The organism is Streptantibioticus rubrisoli (assembly GCF_024436055.1).
GTDB lineage: Bacteria > Actinomycetota > Actinomycetes > Streptomycetales > Streptomycetaceae > Streptantibioticus_A > Streptantibioticus_A rubrisoli.
In genome coordinates, this window is record NZ_JANFNH010000037.1 from 59,619 (window position 1) to 74,418 (window position 14,800).

Annotated in this window: 16 protein-coding genes; 7 read left to right on the forward strand and 9 right to left on the reverse strand. The window is 68.2% G+C overall.

All coding sequences use genetic code 11. The features are described from left to right. Positions 1-32: 32 nt before the first annotated feature. Genes NON19_RS24730 through NON19_RS24750 form a run of 5 tightly spaced genes read right to left on the reverse strand, consistent with a single transcriptional unit; the run spans position 33 to position 4,965 of the window. Positions 33-560, reverse strand: coding sequence for a P-loop NTPase family protein (locus tag NON19_RS24730; RefSeq protein WP_255931263.1), 528 nt, complete (start codon positions 558-560; stop codon positions 33-35). Beyond that, positions 557-1,372, reverse strand: a complete 816-nt coding sequence (locus NON19_RS24735) for an HAD family hydrolase (RefSeq protein WP_255931264.1) — start codon at positions 1,370-1,372, stop codon at positions 557-559. Before NON19_RS24735 ends, NON19_RS24730 begins: the two co-directional genes overlap by 4 nt. A 4-nt stretch (positions 1,373-1,376) precedes the next feature. After that, entirely contained in the window at positions 1,377-2,060 is a 684-nt protein-coding gene (locus NON19_RS24740) for a class I SAM-dependent methyltransferase (RefSeq protein ID WP_255931265.1), read from the reverse strand. A gap of 35 nt (positions 2,061-2,095) precedes the next feature. Then, a complete protein-coding gene (locus NON19_RS33500) occupies positions 2,096-3,934 on the reverse strand; it encodes a B12-binding domain-containing radical SAM protein (RefSeq protein ID WP_255931266.1) in 1,839 nt (612 codons plus the stop codon). Between the two features lie 38 nt (positions 3,935-3,972). Further along, positions 3,973-4,965 carry a thymidylate synthase gene (locus NON19_RS24750; RefSeq protein ID WP_255931267.1) on the reverse strand — a complete coding sequence of 331 codons (993 nt, stop codon included), beginning with the start codon at positions 4,963-4,965 and terminating at the stop codon, positions 3,973-3,975. A 298-nt stretch (positions 4,966-5,263) separates the two neighbouring features. On the opposite strand from NON19_RS24750, the gene NON19_RS24755 reads away from it, so the two are divergent. Genes NON19_RS24755 through NON19_RS24765 form a run of 3 tightly spaced genes read left to right on the forward strand, consistent with a single transcriptional unit; the run spans position 5,264 to position 6,169 of the window. Further along, positions 5,264-5,512, forward strand: a complete 249-nt coding sequence (locus tag NON19_RS24755) for a hypothetical protein (protein ID WP_255931268.1) — start codon at positions 5,264-5,266, stop codon at positions 5,510-5,512. Then, the gene (locus tag NON19_RS24760; protein ID WP_255931269.1) at positions 5,509-5,847 is read left to right on the forward strand and encodes a hypothetical protein; all 339 of its coding nucleotides are present in this window, start codon (positions 5,509-5,511) and stop codon (positions 5,845-5,847) included. The genes NON19_RS24755 and NON19_RS24760 overlap by 4 nt, the downstream gene beginning before the upstream one ends. A gap of 58 nt (positions 5,848-5,905) precedes the next feature. Next, on the forward strand, positions 5,906-6,169 hold the full coding sequence (locus tag NON19_RS24765; RefSeq protein ID WP_255931283.1) for a hypothetical protein: 264 nt from the start codon (positions 5,906-5,908) through the stop codon (positions 6,167-6,169). A gap of 196 nt (positions 6,170-6,365) precedes the next feature. Here NON19_RS24765 and NON19_RS24770 read toward each other — a convergent pair whose 3' ends face one another. The 3 genes from NON19_RS24770 to NON19_RS24780 are packed head-to-tail and all read right to left on the reverse strand — an operon-like array spanning position 6,366 to position 9,947. Next, a complete protein-coding gene (locus tag NON19_RS24770; protein WP_255931270.1) occupies positions 6,366-8,888 on the reverse strand; it encodes an FtsX-like permease family protein in 2,523 nt (840 codons plus the stop codon). Then, on the reverse strand, positions 8,885-9,661 hold the full coding sequence (locus tag NON19_RS24775) for an ABC transporter ATP-binding protein (RefSeq protein WP_255931271.1): 777 nt from the start codon (positions 9,659-9,661) through the stop codon (positions 8,885-8,887). The genes NON19_RS24770 and NON19_RS24775 overlap by 4 nt, the downstream gene beginning before the upstream one ends. A gap of 4 nt (positions 9,662-9,665) precedes the next feature. Further along, positions 9,666-9,947 (reverse strand): MmpS family transport accessory protein, encoded by a 282-nt coding sequence (locus tag NON19_RS24780; protein ID WP_255931272.1) that lies wholly within the window; start codon positions 9,945-9,947, stop codon positions 9,666-9,668. Between the two features lie 262 nt (positions 9,948-10,209). Here NON19_RS24780 and NON19_RS24785 point away from each other — a divergent pair, with 262 nt between their 5' ends. Together NON19_RS24785 and NON19_RS24790 are read left to right on the forward strand one after the other, a co-directional pair. Further along, positions 10,210-11,376, forward strand: coding sequence for a sensor histidine kinase (locus NON19_RS24785; RefSeq protein ID WP_255931273.1), 1,167 nt, complete (start codon positions 10,210-10,212; stop codon positions 11,374-11,376). A 17-nt stretch (positions 11,377-11,393) separates the two neighbouring features. Beyond that, positions 11,394-12,053, forward strand: coding sequence for a response regulator (locus NON19_RS24790; RefSeq protein WP_255931274.1), 660 nt, complete (start codon positions 11,394-11,396; stop codon positions 12,051-12,053). Between the two features lie 492 nt (positions 12,054-12,545). Here NON19_RS24790 and NON19_RS24795 read toward each other — a convergent pair whose 3' ends face one another. Beyond that, on the reverse strand, positions 12,546-12,941 hold the full coding sequence (locus NON19_RS24795) for a nuclear transport factor 2 family protein (protein WP_255931275.1): 396 nt from the start codon (positions 12,939-12,941) through the stop codon (positions 12,546-12,548). Positions 12,942-13,012: 71 nt separating this feature from the next. Here NON19_RS24795 and NON19_RS24800 point away from each other — a divergent pair, with 71 nt between their 5' ends. Further along, positions 13,013-13,165, forward strand: coding sequence for a hypothetical protein (locus NON19_RS24800; RefSeq protein ID WP_255931276.1), 153 nt, complete (start codon positions 13,013-13,015; stop codon positions 13,163-13,165). A 644-nt stretch (positions 13,166-13,809) separates the two neighbouring features. Then, positions 13,810-14,265 (forward strand): MarR family winged helix-turn-helix transcriptional regulator, encoded by a 456-nt coding sequence (locus NON19_RS24805; RefSeq protein ID WP_255931277.1) that lies wholly within the window; start codon positions 13,810-13,812, stop codon positions 14,263-14,265. Positions 14,266-14,800: the final 535 nt, after the last annotated feature.

The following is a 14,800-nucleotide window of genomic DNA, read 5'->3' on the forward strand; positions in this document are numbered from 1 at the left end:
GGTTGGTGCGAAACGAGACCGTCGCGAGTACCTCATTTCAGCAGAGACCGCACATCGCTGTCTTGTGCGTGCACGAGCAGGACGCCGGTCTCCTTGAGCTGGTCGAACAGCCTTTGGTTGGCCTGCTGTTGGGGACCGCGCTGCTTCAGGGCGTACCACAGGATGGACCGCGGACCGATGACGGACCAGAGCGTTTCCCTGACACCGCCCCAGAGCCGCTCGCGGCGTATCCAGCGCCGCAGGGTGCGGCGGAAAAGCCGGGGCCAGGAGACGTGCATCGGCGGGTCCACCCAGACCACGCAGTCCGCTCGATGGGCGAACGCCGTGACGGCGTCGGGAAACTGGCCGTCGACGATCCAGCGGTCCGCCCCCAGCTCATTCTCGACGAGGGCCAGGAACTCCGCCGTGGGCTGCGGCTTCCACTCCGGCCCCCAGTAGAGGGCGTCGAGCGTGACGGGCTCGAGGCCGCCCCGTTCGGCCAAAACACGGGCGAGCGTCGACTTGCCGCAGCCGGGACCGCCCACGATCCACACCCGGTCGGCGTCCGCGAGGGAGTTCACGCGTGGCACAAGCACATCTCCTCCAGCCAGGTGGCCACTCCGTCTCCGTCGTTGGGTCCGGTGACCGCGTCCGCGACTTCCAGTACGTTCGGGACCGCGTTGGCGACGGCCACGCCGAGCCCCGCGGTGGCGAGGAGCTCCGCGTCGTTCGGCGCGTCACCGAATGCCACCACCCGCTCCCAGGCGACGCCGGCGTCGGCGAGAACCCAGGCGACCGCGGACACCTTGTCCGCTTCCAGGGCCGATACCTCCAGCAGCTCCGGGCTGGAGGAGGTCCAGCGCACCGCGCCACGCGCACCGAGCGGTGCCGGCGGCCCGTCGGAATCGGTATGGACCATCAGACACAGCACGGGCGAACCGTCCGGCAGCGCGGTGACACGCGAGGCCGTCACCGAGTCGCTCGCCAGGATGTCGGGCCAGCCGGGACCGAGCAGCCGGTCGTGCTCGCGGTCCACGGCCCAGACGGGCTGCCCGAGCGACGCGATCTCGGCGCGCACGGTGGCGGGGGTCATCGTCCGGATCCGCCGGACCCTGCCGCTGTCCAGTTCGCTGACGACCGCACCGTTGGACGACACCAGGTAGGCGCTCAGGCCGGGCAGGCACGACAGGACCTTGCGGGCGGACCAGGCTGGGCGGGCCGTCGCGAACACGACGCGGACTCCGTGAGCGGCGGCCGTGTACAACGCGGCCGCCGAGCGCTCGCTCAATGTCGCGTCAGAACGCAGCAGAGTACGGTCGAGATCGGTGACCACGACGGCCGGGCGGCTGCCCCCGCGGACGTGGGGACAGCCGCTGTGATGCGCTCCGGTCATCGATTCAGTTCTCCCGCGCGGGTTCGCGGGGCGGCGGCATGCGGTGGACGATGGCGGCCGCGTACCGGTGGTAGTGCCACTGCTCGTATCCCAGGTGGCTCTCGCCGCGGATGCCCAGATCGGCGTTCTCGAACAGCTCCCAGCCGGGGCGTTTGACGATCTGCTCCATTCCCGCGGTGTCCGGGTAGTACCCGCACCGGCGCTCGTCGTCGTTGAGCCCGATCAAGTACTCGCCGAAGAAGATTCCGCCCGGAGCGACCATGTCCATGGCGTGGTGGACGAGCGCTTCCAGGGAGTGCGCTCGATTGGGCGGCATCGACCACAGGCCACTGCCCACCACCAGTTGGAAGTCACCGTCGGCGGGCAGGGTCATGTAGTCCTGCTCCACCACGGTGCACCGGTCCTCCAGGCCCTCGGTGGCAAGCCGCTCGCGCAGGCCCATGATGTCGTGGTGCCCGTCGACCAGGTCCAGCTCGCCGCCGTTGAGGAAGAGGTCGTCGGTCTCGACGCCGACGACCTCCCAGCCGGCGCGGAGCAGGGGCAGGGCGAACTTGCCGTCGGAGATGCCCAGTACACAGGCGCGGGGCCGGACCCGGCGGGCGTACTCGCCCAGCGGGATGTAGCGGGCCAGAGCGGGGAAGTACGAGAAGTAGTCCCCCCAATAGCTCTTGTGATCGACGTCCAGCACGAACCCTCCCACTGCTCTGTCATCGGTGATGCGGTTCATATCGCCGCCTCGGCCACGGCCTCGGCCGCGTTGTTCCGGATGCTGCCCCACCGCGCGGCCGCGGACTTGTGGATGTACCAGATGTCGTCCTCGGTGAGCAGCCGCGAGACGACCTCCGGATAGGCCTCCTCGAAGTACGTGTAGGGAGGCCGATTGTCTTTGCGTGAGTGATAGTCGAGCCGGTCCTGGCCGTGCGCGGCGGTGATCGCCGTACCCGGGTGGTAGGTGAGGATGTTGGGGCTCGCCATGATGAGCAGGCCGTCATCGATCAGCCGGCCGATCTCCTCGACCGTCTCCTCGATCGTCTCCCGGTTCTCGCCGTCCAGGCCGAAGAGTACCGAACTGCCGACCCGCATGCCGTGGCCGCGGATGGTGGCGAGTGCCTCGCGCACCTTGCTCACCCATGCCTCCGGATTGCGGCGCAGCAGATTCTTGCCCACGTGCGCCATCACGCGTTCGGCCATGCTCTCGACGCCGATGTAGATGTAGGTGCAGCCTGAGCGGCGCATCAGGTCGAGCCCGGCGCGCACCTCGTCGGCCTTGGCGCGGTTGAGCACGACGTCGACGGTGAGCTGGGCGCCCCACTCGAACGGGGCGTCGCCGGGAAGCGCGCCGCGGTACCGCATCAGGTCCTGGCAGAACCCGTTGATCGCCTTCCAGTTCCCGCCCCAGAACACCGGGTCGTCGAAGAACACCGCCTCCGCGCCCCAGTTGATGAGCCCGAGGACGCGCTGTGCGACATGTTCCGTCTCACTCACCGCGAAGCGGGTGGGCCGGTTGGAGACCTGGATACTCTCCGAGCAGAACGTGCATTTGAAAGGGCAGGAGTCCAGCGTCATCATGTGCGCCGTCCGGCTGCCGGCCGGGGAACTTCCCGACTCGGTGAAGACGCCGAACCGGGCTCGGATGGAGAACGCCTCGTACGGGGAGGGGAGTTCGGCCGAGCTGAGACGCGCACCGCGTACCGGAACCACGACCGCTTCTGCGGGGCAGAACCCGACGATCGTCCCCGAGCCCTGGATCCCGTCCTCCGAACTCATCAGCAGAGTGAGGGCGTTGACTATCTCCGCGTTGCCGGTCGGGCCGAAGCCGGGAGTCGCCGTCAGCGACACCGCGCGCAAGAGCAGGTCCAGCAAGGGCGCTCCGTCGCCGGCGACCACGAAGTCGACGACCTGGGCCGCACGGCCGTCGCGGAGGACCTCCACGGTGCTGCTCCAGGAGAACTCCGCCGTGCGGGTGGCGTCGTGGTAGCGGATCGTCTCGTCGGCGTGTCTGCCTCCGACGATCACGACGCAGTGCGGCGCGTGGGTCTTCGCCAACTCGGCCATGTCCAGGGCGTATCGGTGTGCCGCGGACACCGAGCTGATCAGCAGGACCTTGGGCTGGAGCGCGCGGATCTCGGCGATGAACCGGTCCCGGGCCACTTGGTCCCAGATGCGGGGGTCGAAGACATGGCCGTCGGTGGTCCGGCTGTCGGCGATCAACTCGGACCGCGGGCCGTTCGCCGTGCGACGGTAGTCGTCGTCCGGGTATTCCCCCCAGTCCGCGCACACGTCATCGGGGGAGGGTTCCTCGGCCAGCCCCGCCCGAAGGCGTGCCACCGAGCGTTGGATGGTGAGCGTCAGTGCCGAGTACAGGCACATCGGGTCACCGGGATAGGCGACCTCGCCGCCCCTGCTGGTCGCCACGGGGGCCAGTGCTGCCATGATCGGGTAGCGGAACCGGGGCTGCCCTGGGGCCGCGTCGAACAATCCGCGTCGTCGGACGATGAGTTCGGCCAGCTTCCCCCGTGCCTCGGCCGCGTCCGGACAGTGCGGTTCCGATAACGTACGCACCGTTGTCCTCACCTGTGCACTCCGTTCTTTCACCGCGATCAGATCGCGGCTATGAGCCTCGCGGCCGCGTCGCTGGACGCGGGGCTGGTCACGAGTGAGGTCTTGTCGCCCAACTTGCGGTAGGCGTGCGTGGCCAGACAGGCACGGGCCACGTCGGCGAAGTCGGTGTTGGCCTTGTGAGCGGCGATCTCGTCCACCGTGGCGACGTCACCGGACTGCGCTGCGCCGCGCAGCCGTTGCTCGAAGTCGATGAGTTCGCGCGCGACCTCACGGCCGCCGTCCGGGGTGCCGGGGAACGCGGGCAGGGTGGCCGCCTCCGCCGGTTCTTCGGCGATCCTGCGGGCTACCTCGGTCTCGTTCGCGTAGAAGTGGAACGTGCCTGACTGGTGGATGTAGGGGCCGCTCGGGACGTTCAGCAGCGAGGCCGCGTACTGCTGCATGCCCATGAACAGGAAGGCGTCGTAAGGCAGGACCGTCAGCGCCTGCTGTGCGCGCATCACCGTGAGCCAGGTGAGGGCGCCGTCGCGGAGGAAGAGGTGGACGCCCACGGCGCACGGATACTCGCGTGACTTGCGGAAGTTGTCCTCGGGCTCCAGCACCAGGGCGAACCCGCGCCGGTGGGCGGGGTCGCGCTCGATGCGGCCGACCACCTCTTCCAGCTGGTTGCCGTTGGCGGTCAGCAGCCGGTGGCCGAAGGCGCCGCTCAGTGTGTGCTGGTCGTCCGAGTACTCGTGTGCACCGCGACGGTAGTACGCCGGTGTGCCGACGTCGTTGCGGCCGTCCAGGGACCAGGCGAGCAGGCCGAAACAGTAGGAGAGGTTGATAGGAAGGTGCGGGGTGACCGCGAGGCAGGAGGCCGGGTCGTCGATGCGGCTCTGGTAGCCGATGAGCTCGCGGTACGGGCGGTCATTGCGGCCGAAGTCCGAGGCTTTGGAGAGCGGATCGCGTACTGATGGAACTTCACCACCGGTCCCGAGTATGTCACGCAGGCCGACTGTATAAGCCTCTGCGAACGACAGGTAGTTGGCCATGGCACTATTCCATTCTGCCAGATTTTTCGGAGAAGTTGCCGTTTTGTGTAAAGTCGGACAAAGTGTAGATGGATTGCGGGAATCCCGGGCTGAGTTCAACATCAATGTTGATAGCTTGTCAATGCCGATGCAGCATGCAGTGATCGGACTTGATGAACAACTTCGAGGCGAGTGTTGACAATTGAGATACGCGGTCTGGATGATGAGCCGCAGGCACAACTTATGAGACTGGTCATCATGCGGGGAGGTGGTTCAATTGGCAGGTTCCCTGCGTCTGTTAAGCACGTGGCGTTTCTTAGTGCCCTGGCGTATTGGAATCGGCTCCGGGGTCGTCGTTATTACTTACGCGGGGTTGATCGCTGCCAGACCTGATTCGGTGCACGGCGGCGTGGGCGGTCCGGCCGCTCTTCTCACCCTGTGCGCTTACACCTTGGGGGCGATGCTGATCGCCTCCGGCCCCGTGGTCGGGCTGCCGACGGCGATGGTGGGGCTGCTCCCGGTGGCGATCGCGATCAACATCATGGTGGGCGGCGCCGACCCGCCGTGACCGCCGCGGTGATCGGGTTCATCGCGGGCACCCTGGGGTGCCTGGGCTGGCTCCGACGCCTCCCGACAGCCGTGCTCGCGAGAGTCGTCATCGGAGTGGCCGCCGGTGTCGTCTCCGCCCCCCAGCACGGCCTTCGTATTCGGCAACGCCAGTGGTTCGGTGGGGCGTCGGCGCTCATCACGACGTTCCAGGCGTACGGGAACAGCATGCTGAAGGCCGCCAGCCTGCAACGACGGGTCGCGGACCCCTTGGGCAAGGCACTGACCATAGTCCTGGCGCTGACCGTACCGGCGGGCTTTTCCCCTGGACGCCTGCACCGTTTCCCTTTTGTGTGACAGCACCATGTGTTGGCGTCCGCCGTCTGCTGCCGGGCGGGAAGTGACCATCGTGGTAATGGCCCTGCATGCCGTCGGTGACTCCCCGGTCTATCGGTTCAATCCATTGACCAAACTGTTCTTCGCGGTCGCCGTCACGGTATCCGCATTCGCCCTCACGGTATTTCTCGTTCAGGGATCCTTTTACCCGGACGCCCGCCGGGTGCTGCTGGAATTAGGTCCGCTGCGGTTGAAGCACGAGGGGGTGCTTTCCGCCACGCAAACGGTCGTCTCCTCGACGCGGTGGAAGCGTCCGTCGGGTGCGAACTCGGCGAAAAGGTAGACCTCCATGCGCACTGTGGATCCGTTGGTCTTGTTGGCATCGGCGGTTGCGGGGGCGAAGAGCAGGCCGGTGAGGGCCGTGTGGGCGTCATGGTGATTCCTTTCGTTCGGTGGACATGCCCGCCCACGGAGGTGCGTGCCTAAAGCACGCTTATGACTGTAGCAGTAGAAGCGTGCGCGGCGCACGCTAATCTTGATCAATAGTCCGCCCGCAGAGCCATCGTGGGTGAGACCGCAGCTGAACGCAGGACCGGGATCACGGACGCACCCAGCACGAGGGCTAGGGCGCCCACCAACGTCACCGCCAACTGCCCGTACGGGATCGTGAGGTGGCTGAGACCGGGCAGTGCGCCGAGCATCATCGCACCGTAGAGCGAGCCCAGCGTGACGCCGGGGACGGCTGCGTACAAGCCGAGCAGTCCGGCTTCCCAGGCAAGGACGGAGCGCAGGCGTGAGCCGCGCATACCCACCGCTCGCAGGACACCGTTCTCTGTCTCGCGTTCCGTCGAGGACAGGGTCAGGGTGATCGCCACACCTACGAGCGATACCAGCATGGTGATGCCGACCAGCCCCAGTGCCATGATCCGCAGCTGGCCGATGGTCTGTCGCAGGGCGGTCCGCTCTTCGCCCGGGTAGGTGAGGTGGAGCGAAGTGTTCAGCGGCAGCGCTTTGTCCAACTGAGCGCGTAGGGACAGCGGGTCGTTCTGGTGGCCGGCGGTGATGTACAGGGACCGTATCGGGGCGTGAGGCGCCAGTTGGGCGAAGTCCTCTGGTAGGACGGCGACATCGCCCAACATGGAGGCGTCGTCCGGGTGGAGCAGGCTCACTTCGGCGCTGGACTTCCCGCCGCCGGACACCCGCAGCGAGATCCGGTCGCCGGGACGGACACCGAGCGACTCCGCCATGGACGTGGAGATGGCTGCCTGTCCACGCCGTAGGCCTCCGCCGTGGGAGTCCGGTCGGCTGTCGGCGAACAGTGCCGGGATCGCGCCAGGATCGAGACCTCGGATATCGGCCCCCTGGCCGCGGCCGTTGCCGCCGACGGCAACGCCGTCCACCCGGGTGACGGGCACCACCGCGCGGGTCTCGGGCAGTGCCGCCACCGCGTCCACCACAGCCGGGGTCAGAGCCGACGAGCCGGTAGGCGACGCGTCGAGCACGACGTCGACCGGGTCGCGCTCCCGCAGCCGCCGGTCCATTCCCTTCTCCACCGAAGCCAGTGCTACAAGCACTGTCGCGACCATGGTGATGCCCAGGGTGAGGACCGTCGCACAGGCCGCGGTCCGGCGCGCGGCACGGCCCAGGTTGCGCACCGCCAGCGCACCGTCCAGCCCCGCCACCGCCCGCACGGGCCGATGGAGGGCGCGTGTCGCGCGCCGCAGCAGTGCAGGGCCGAGCGCGAGGAGGCAACCGAACAGAGCGACCGCGGAGGCGACCGAGCCGACCCCCGCCGCGGCACCGCCCGCGCCGCCGGGACCGACGAGGCCGATGAGCAGGAGCGCGCAGCCCAAGCAGAGCGCTCCAGTCAGAGCGCGCGTCCGGCCGATACGGTCCGCTACGTGGCGGGTGGGCGCCACGGACAGGGCGGCGACCGGTGCGACGCGCGCCGCGGCTCTCGCTGCCGGCATCGCCGCGGCGAGGGCGGCCAGCACGGAAACGAGCACACATCCGGACAGGGACGGCGCCGAGATCTCGGGGCCGGGCAGACCTCCGATTCCGGTGATCGCGAACGAGCAGCAGATCGCCGTGACCGTCCCGACGGCACCGGCGATCAGACCGGAACTCGCGGCCTGCAGCAGCACGGACCGCATCACCTGCCCTGGCCTGGCGCCCACGCAGCGCAGCAGGGCCAGCCGCGTCTGGTCCCGGACGAGCAGCACCCGATACGTCGTGGAGACGATGAACGTTCCGGCGAGCAGGGCCACCAAGACGAAGATCGTGAGCAGGGTGGACACCCTGGTGACCCACTTGGATCCGCTCTCCTCCGCGCGCAGTTCGGACGCGGTACTTACGGAGAAGTCCGTGCCCAGCTCCCCTTGTACCGCAGACGCCACCTCAGCGGCGGGGCGGTCCGTTACGCGAAGCAGCGCCTGTTGCCAGCCGTCGGTGCCCAGCCATGAACGGGCGTTGGCGGGCGTGGTGAGCACGGCGGCTCCCATGGCAGAAGCGGCCTGGACGACACCCGAGACCGTCACAGTCACCGTTCGGGCAGGAGCGCTCCGGGACGTAACCGGGCCGTGGCCAGCCTGGGCAACGAGTGTGATCCGGCTGCCGACTCCCATTCCGGGGAGGCCGGCCAGCGCCCGCGTGAGCACGACTTCACCTGGCCCGTCAGGAAGGGTGCCCCGCAACGGGCGGACGACGGACTGCGGACCTGTGAGTGCCGTGCCGACCAACGGGTAGGGGTCACGGCCCGCGCCTTTCACAAGCACGCTGCCCATGGCCACGGGTTGGACCCCGGCTACCCCCGGTGCCTTCCCGAGTTCCTCGACCTGCTTGTCGTCGAGCGGCTGGTCGCCTTCCGCGCCGACCACCACGGCCGTCCCCGCGGGGACCGTCGAGAGGTCGTCGGCCAGCTGCCGCTTCATGGTGTCGGTCAAGACGATCGAACCGGCCAGGAAGAAAGCCGTGACCATCAGTGTGCAGCCGGTGAGCAGCAGCCGTGACGGCTTGGCTGCGATCTGCCGTATCGCCGCCTTGGTCAGTCCCGATGCCCTCAACGCCCTCGCCGCTTCCCCGGGTTCTGGAGCGCGTCGAGCACGGACTCGGGAGTGGGCTCGTCGACCCTGCCGCTGATGCGACCGTCCAGCAGCAGCACGACACGGTCGGAATAGGAGGCGGCCACCGGGTCGTGCGTGACCATCACAACCGTCTGACCGAACTCGCGGGTGGAGTAGCGCAGGAACTCCAGTACATCCCGGCCGGACCTGGCGTCCAGATTGCCGGTCGGCTCGTCCGCGAAGACGACTGCGGGACGGGCCGCCAGCGCGCGAGCGATGCCGATGCGCTGCTGTTGCCCACCGGACAACTGCGAAGGCCGACGCGAGAGTTGGTCACCGATCTGCAGGGCACTCACGACCGTGTCCAGCCAGCCCTGGTCGGGGCGGCGGCCTGCTATCTCCAGCGGCAGCAGAATGTTCTCGGAGCCGTTCAACTCTGGTAGCAGGTGGTATTGCTGGAAGACGAAGCCGATGCGGTCGCGACGCAGGTCCGTGCGCTGCCGCTCGGACAGTGCAGTGATCTCGGTGTCCTCCAGGGTGATCGCGCCGGAGGACGGACGGTCCAGGCCGGCAAGGCAGTGCATCAGGGTGGACTTCCCTGATCCGGAAGGCCCCATGACGGCCAGAAAGCTTCCCTTGTCGATCTCCAGGTCGACTCCGCGCAGCGCCTGGACACCGACCGCTGCTGTGGCGCCGGGGCTGTCCACACCGTACACCTTGGTGACGTTGATGGCGCGGACCGCTGTGCGAGCGGCCACGCTCGTCAAGGTCATCGGATCAGTCCTTCAGGTGGACGGAACACGACAGGGTGCCCTTGGCGTCGGGCTTCTTCTGCTCGTCCTTGAGCTTGCCGTCGACGTAGATACGGCAGACGGTGCCGGGTTGCGCGCTCGTGACGGCCAGATTGTTGAAGCCGAAGCCAACGTTCTGGGCCTTGTTCCAGGGCAGCTTCCCAGCGAGCGTCATCCTCGGGCTGTTGTCACCGGAGAAGCTGTAGCCGACGTCGGCGCTGCCGGGGCCCGTCACCTCCATCTTCACGTCCCAGCTGTGGCCGAACACACTGCAGCTGGTGAGGGATACGGGCCCCACAGCCAGGGAACCGGCCGTCAGCAGGGACGTGGCACACGTACGGAAGGCGGGGAATTTCACGGCAACTCCAGGTGATGGGGAGGTCTTTCGCCTTGCACGCATCATTCTGTGGAGCGGTCGACGGGTCGCGATGCCGTCGAAAGACCGTATTCGCTCAGGCGGCATCGGCCGAAAGTACGTATCGGTCCCCACTCCTGCGAGGGTCGGCGAACCGCCGCCTAAACTTCTCACCGTGCCCCGCTCTCTCCCGATTCCCTCCCCTGAGGCGATCGCCGTGCTGTGCCTGTGTGCGCTGCTCGTACTGCTCGACGCGTCTGTGGTGAGCTTCAGCTACGTCGGCCTGGCGGTCGTCGCGAGCGGGGTCGTGGCTCTGGGCGCCGCCGCCGCGCAGTTGCGGCTGTACCGGTTCGGCCGGCAATGGACGGCCTGCGCCCTGTCCGCCGTCGTGGCGACCGTCTCGCTGCTGGCCACGTCCCTGGTACAGGGCACCGTGCTGCAGCGCACCCCGGGGTGGGCCGAACTCCTTGGACTCCTGGTGCTGTTGTGCCTCGCCTGCCGGTACGGGCGGCCTGTGCCGCTCGTGTTGTCGGCGGTCCCGCTCTTCGTGGCGGTCGTATGGATCGAGGGCCGCGCTCCAGCACTTTCGAATCTGCCGGTACTCAAAGACATCGACGGCTTGTTCACCCTGCTGCCGGTGGCTTTCGTGCTGCTGGGCGGCTACCTGCGAACCGAGGACGGCAGACGCAGGATCGCCGCGGAGAACGTACGCCAGGCAGAACGTCTGGACCTCGCCCGCGACTTGCACGATCACGTGGCCCACTACGTCACAGCGATGGTCGTGCAGGCCCAGGCCGGTGAACACACCGCGGAACGTGATCCGGCCACGGCACGCAAGCTGTTCGCCAACATCGAGCAGACCGGCCAGGAAGGACTGGTGGCGATGAGCCGCATGGTCCGACTTCTGCGGGAAGCGGACGGAGCCGTGGCGGAGGCACCCGTCACGCCCGCCATGACGAGGATCGAGGAGCTCGTCCACCAGTTCACCGGCATCGGACAGCACGCCTGGCTGGACATAGCCGACGACGTGGACGGTGCCGTCTGGTCGCCGCAACTCGCCAAGTCGGTGGAACGACTGGTCCAGGAGGGCCTGACCAACATCCGCAAGCACGCCCGCACCGCGACCACCGTGCATGTCAAGCTGGGAACCGACGGAGACCGACTGGTCGTCCGCGTACGTGACAACGCGATCGGCCAGCAACGCGGCCGGGTGTGGTTCCGCCCCAGCGGCTTCGGCATGATCGGCCTGTCGGAGCGGGTGGCCGAGCTGGGTGGCGAGCTCAGCAGCGGCCCTATGCCCGAGGGCGGCTGGGAGTTGGCCGCGTCGATACCCATGAAGTGAGGGAGCAGGAACCCGTAGTGAGCGTCTCTGTGGTGATCGCCGACGATCAGGAGATGGTGCGGATGGGCTTCCGACTCATCCTGGAGGGGCAAGACGACATCTCCGTGATCGGGGAGGCATCCGACGGTGCCGAGGCGGTCGAGGCAGTTCACCGGCTGCGGCCGGACGTCTGCCTGATGGACATCCGCATGCCGAAACTGGACGGCTTGGAGGCGACCAGGCGACTGCGCCAGGCACAGGGAGCCGCGACGGACGGTACGAAGATCGTCATCGTGACGACGTTCGACATGGACGAGTACGTCTACGGAGCGCTCCGCGCCGGTGCCAGCGGGTTCGTGGTCAAGAACTCCGGCCCCCGGCTGCTGATCGAAGCGGTGCATGCCGCTGTCAACGGTGACTCTCTCATCTCGCCGTCCGTCACCGTCCGGCTCCTGGAACACCTGAGCAAACCGTCACGCGCCGAGACCGGGGCCGCCGCCGCACGACGGCTCACTCCCCAGGAACTGAAGGTGGTGAGCCTGGTCGCCCGCGGGCACACGAACAACGAGATCGCCGAACGGCTGGCTCTCTCGCTCAGCACCATCAAGAGCCACCTCAGCCGGGTCCAGGACAAACTACCGGCCCGCAACCGCGTGGAGATCGCAGCCTGGGCCTGGGAACACGGCGTCGTCGGCTGAAGCCGACGATGACGACCTCTAAGCCGCTCCCGACTCCAGCGAAGTAGTAATCCCGCGCTCCCTGACCGCCGCGGCGGCGCCGGGTGCGCCGATCGGGGGGCTCCGGCTCCGGCGGTCCGCAAAGAGTGCGCGGAGCTGACAGGACCGTAGGACACAGCCGTCACCAGACCAGCGGGATCCAGCACGCGGGGGGAGCACTCAGGCCCATGCGCTCACGCCGCCTCGCCGCGGCGATCATCGAGGGGCTCTCAACTCGCCCACGCCGTGGAGGCCGTGGGACGACCGCGTGGTGGAGCTCCTGACCGCGGCGGACAGCCGATTGCGAACGGATCATGTCAATCGGGCCGGCCCTTGCTCCCGTCCCGGTCCGAGCGATCCGGTGGCCCCCGCAGGTGCTGGACAGCGCCCACGCCCGCCAGGCCGCCACGCCCGGCGAGCGGGTCGCCGTCCAGACGCTCCGCCTGAACTTCGACGAACCCCTGCGGACGCGGCCTATCGGGCGCTGCCGAGATTGCGATCGTCGTCGGAGCCCTTGAGCAGCAAGGTGGTCTCCTCGATGCGGCTGAACCGGCCGTCGGCTGCGAGGTCGGCGAACACGTAGACCTCCATGGTCACGGTCGAGCCATCCTTCTTCGTGATGTGGCAGGTGTGCCGATCGGCGTACTTGCCACCGTCGGCGTACAGCTCCTCATGGACATCGATCCAGGCGTCGGCGACGAGAGTCCGCAGGTGGCTGATGTGCTCGACGAACTCGGCTCGGTCAGCCCACTCGCCGTCCGTGCGCTGGCGGTACTCGGGGGTGAAGTGGCGGTCGACGGCCTCCTCCAGAGTGATCCCGTCGTTGAGGAGCAGGTCGGTGAGGGCAGTCTTGATGCCGGTACGGGGCATGGGAGTCCTTCCAGAGGTCCACTAATGCGTGCGTCGCGCACGCATCTCCTTCACCGTACCATAATGCGTGCGTGACGCACGCTTTTCGGAAGGGAGGGGTCGCGCCCGCCGGGCCGAAGTCGGCCCGGGTCGGTCGGCGTGCAGCCGCCGAAGTGCTGAAGGAGGCGGTCGCCGTCCACACCCGCCTGACCGGCGCTTTGGGGGACGCCGCACACGGCCGCTGATCACCCGTCTCACCGAGATTTGATCGGCGCTGGCGATCTCCGGGGCCAAACGTCGTTGGCTGCGGCTGTTGTAGGGGCGTGATGCTTCGAGGATGTGCGCCGATCGCGAGCCGCGCTGCTGTCGCTGCGGTCGTGTTTGCTCGCACCCGGCTCGTGGGGTGGCCTGTCTGGACACTCCGCTGTCGCACGCGAGCGCGCCGACCGGCTGGCCGACGGACGGCAGGACCGCGGCCAGGGCCGGGTAGGTGTCGGCTGGAACCTGGTCCGGGAGGAGGGCCGGTCTGGCGGCGTCGCGGTGGGAGAGCAGCGCCGCGCGCTGGCCGGCGGGGGCGCCGCGGTCGTCCTGCTGGTGACGGTGCTCATCCTTACCCCGCTGTGGCGGATGATGCGCCGGACTGCTGAAGTCACTGACGCGGGACGAGCTGCCCTCGGCGTGACGGGTGTCGGCTCGGCCAACTCGCCACGCCTCCAGATGGATTGGGGCCGCCCTGGTTCACGGTGCGGGATCACGGCCGCCGCACTGTGCGGCGGAGGGCGCATCGTGACCGACGCCGGCGGAGACAGTCCGCAGAAGGGGTGGGCGCTTGAAGCACGCTTATGCCTGCAGCGGCAGAAGCGTGCGGTGCGCACGCTAATCTGGAGGGGTGGCCAACACGACGGGATACGACATCGCGGACGCGCTCGGACTGCTCCTGCGCCGGAGTACTCGCGCCCGCCTCTACGCGCACCTCACCGAGGGACTGGGGAAAGCGGTCGACGAACTCACCTATCCGGTACTCAGCGGCCTGGCCCGAACGGGCCCCCTCAGCGCCGCCGAACTCGGCCGCGAGGTCGGGCTCGACCGCACCACCGTCACCCGACGTGCCGACCGCCTCGAAAGCGCCGGCCTGGTGCAACGCCGACAGGACCCCGTCGACGGCCGTGCCACCCTCCTCACCCTCACCCGGCAGGGCCACGAAACCATCGCAGCCACCCGGCAACGACTCGCGGCCGCCATCGAAGACGGCCTGGCGTCCTGGTCGGAAGCCGACGCCCAGACCTTCGCACGCTGGCTACGACGATTCGTCGACGAAGGGCCCTTCGCGCCTCAACGCGACTGACCGTCGACCGGACGCCGGGGCATACGGGTTCGGCGCCTTGCTACTCCACGGTCCGGGCGCCAGACGGGACCGACGCCTGAAGGACTCTGTGGCCTTATTCTTCGGTAGGTGGTGATTGCGGTGCGGGGGCGGGTCAGGTGGCTTCTGCGGTCTCTGTCGAGTGGGTTGCCGGTCCACCAAGCCTCCAGGCGGATGAGGGAGAGCGGTGGCTTGCGAAGACGTGGGAACGTTGGGTCCTGGGCAGGCTGGTCAGGCGGATACCGGTGACGGCAATGGCTTGGTGAACGGTGCCTTCGATCCAGGCCCGGACCGCGTAACGGTCTGTCCATTCGTCAGTGTTCTGCTCGGTACGGAACTGCTCCACCGCTGTCCCTCTACGGCGCCACCGTCCCCCTCCTGGCGCTGGGCGCCCTCATGACAAGGCTTCTGACGCGGCGCCGACCCACCAACTGACTCCCTTGCCCAACCCCTGTATGCCGCACCAGCCGCACAGCACTCCGAAAGGCAGACCCATGACCCCCGCCCAGCCCGCCCA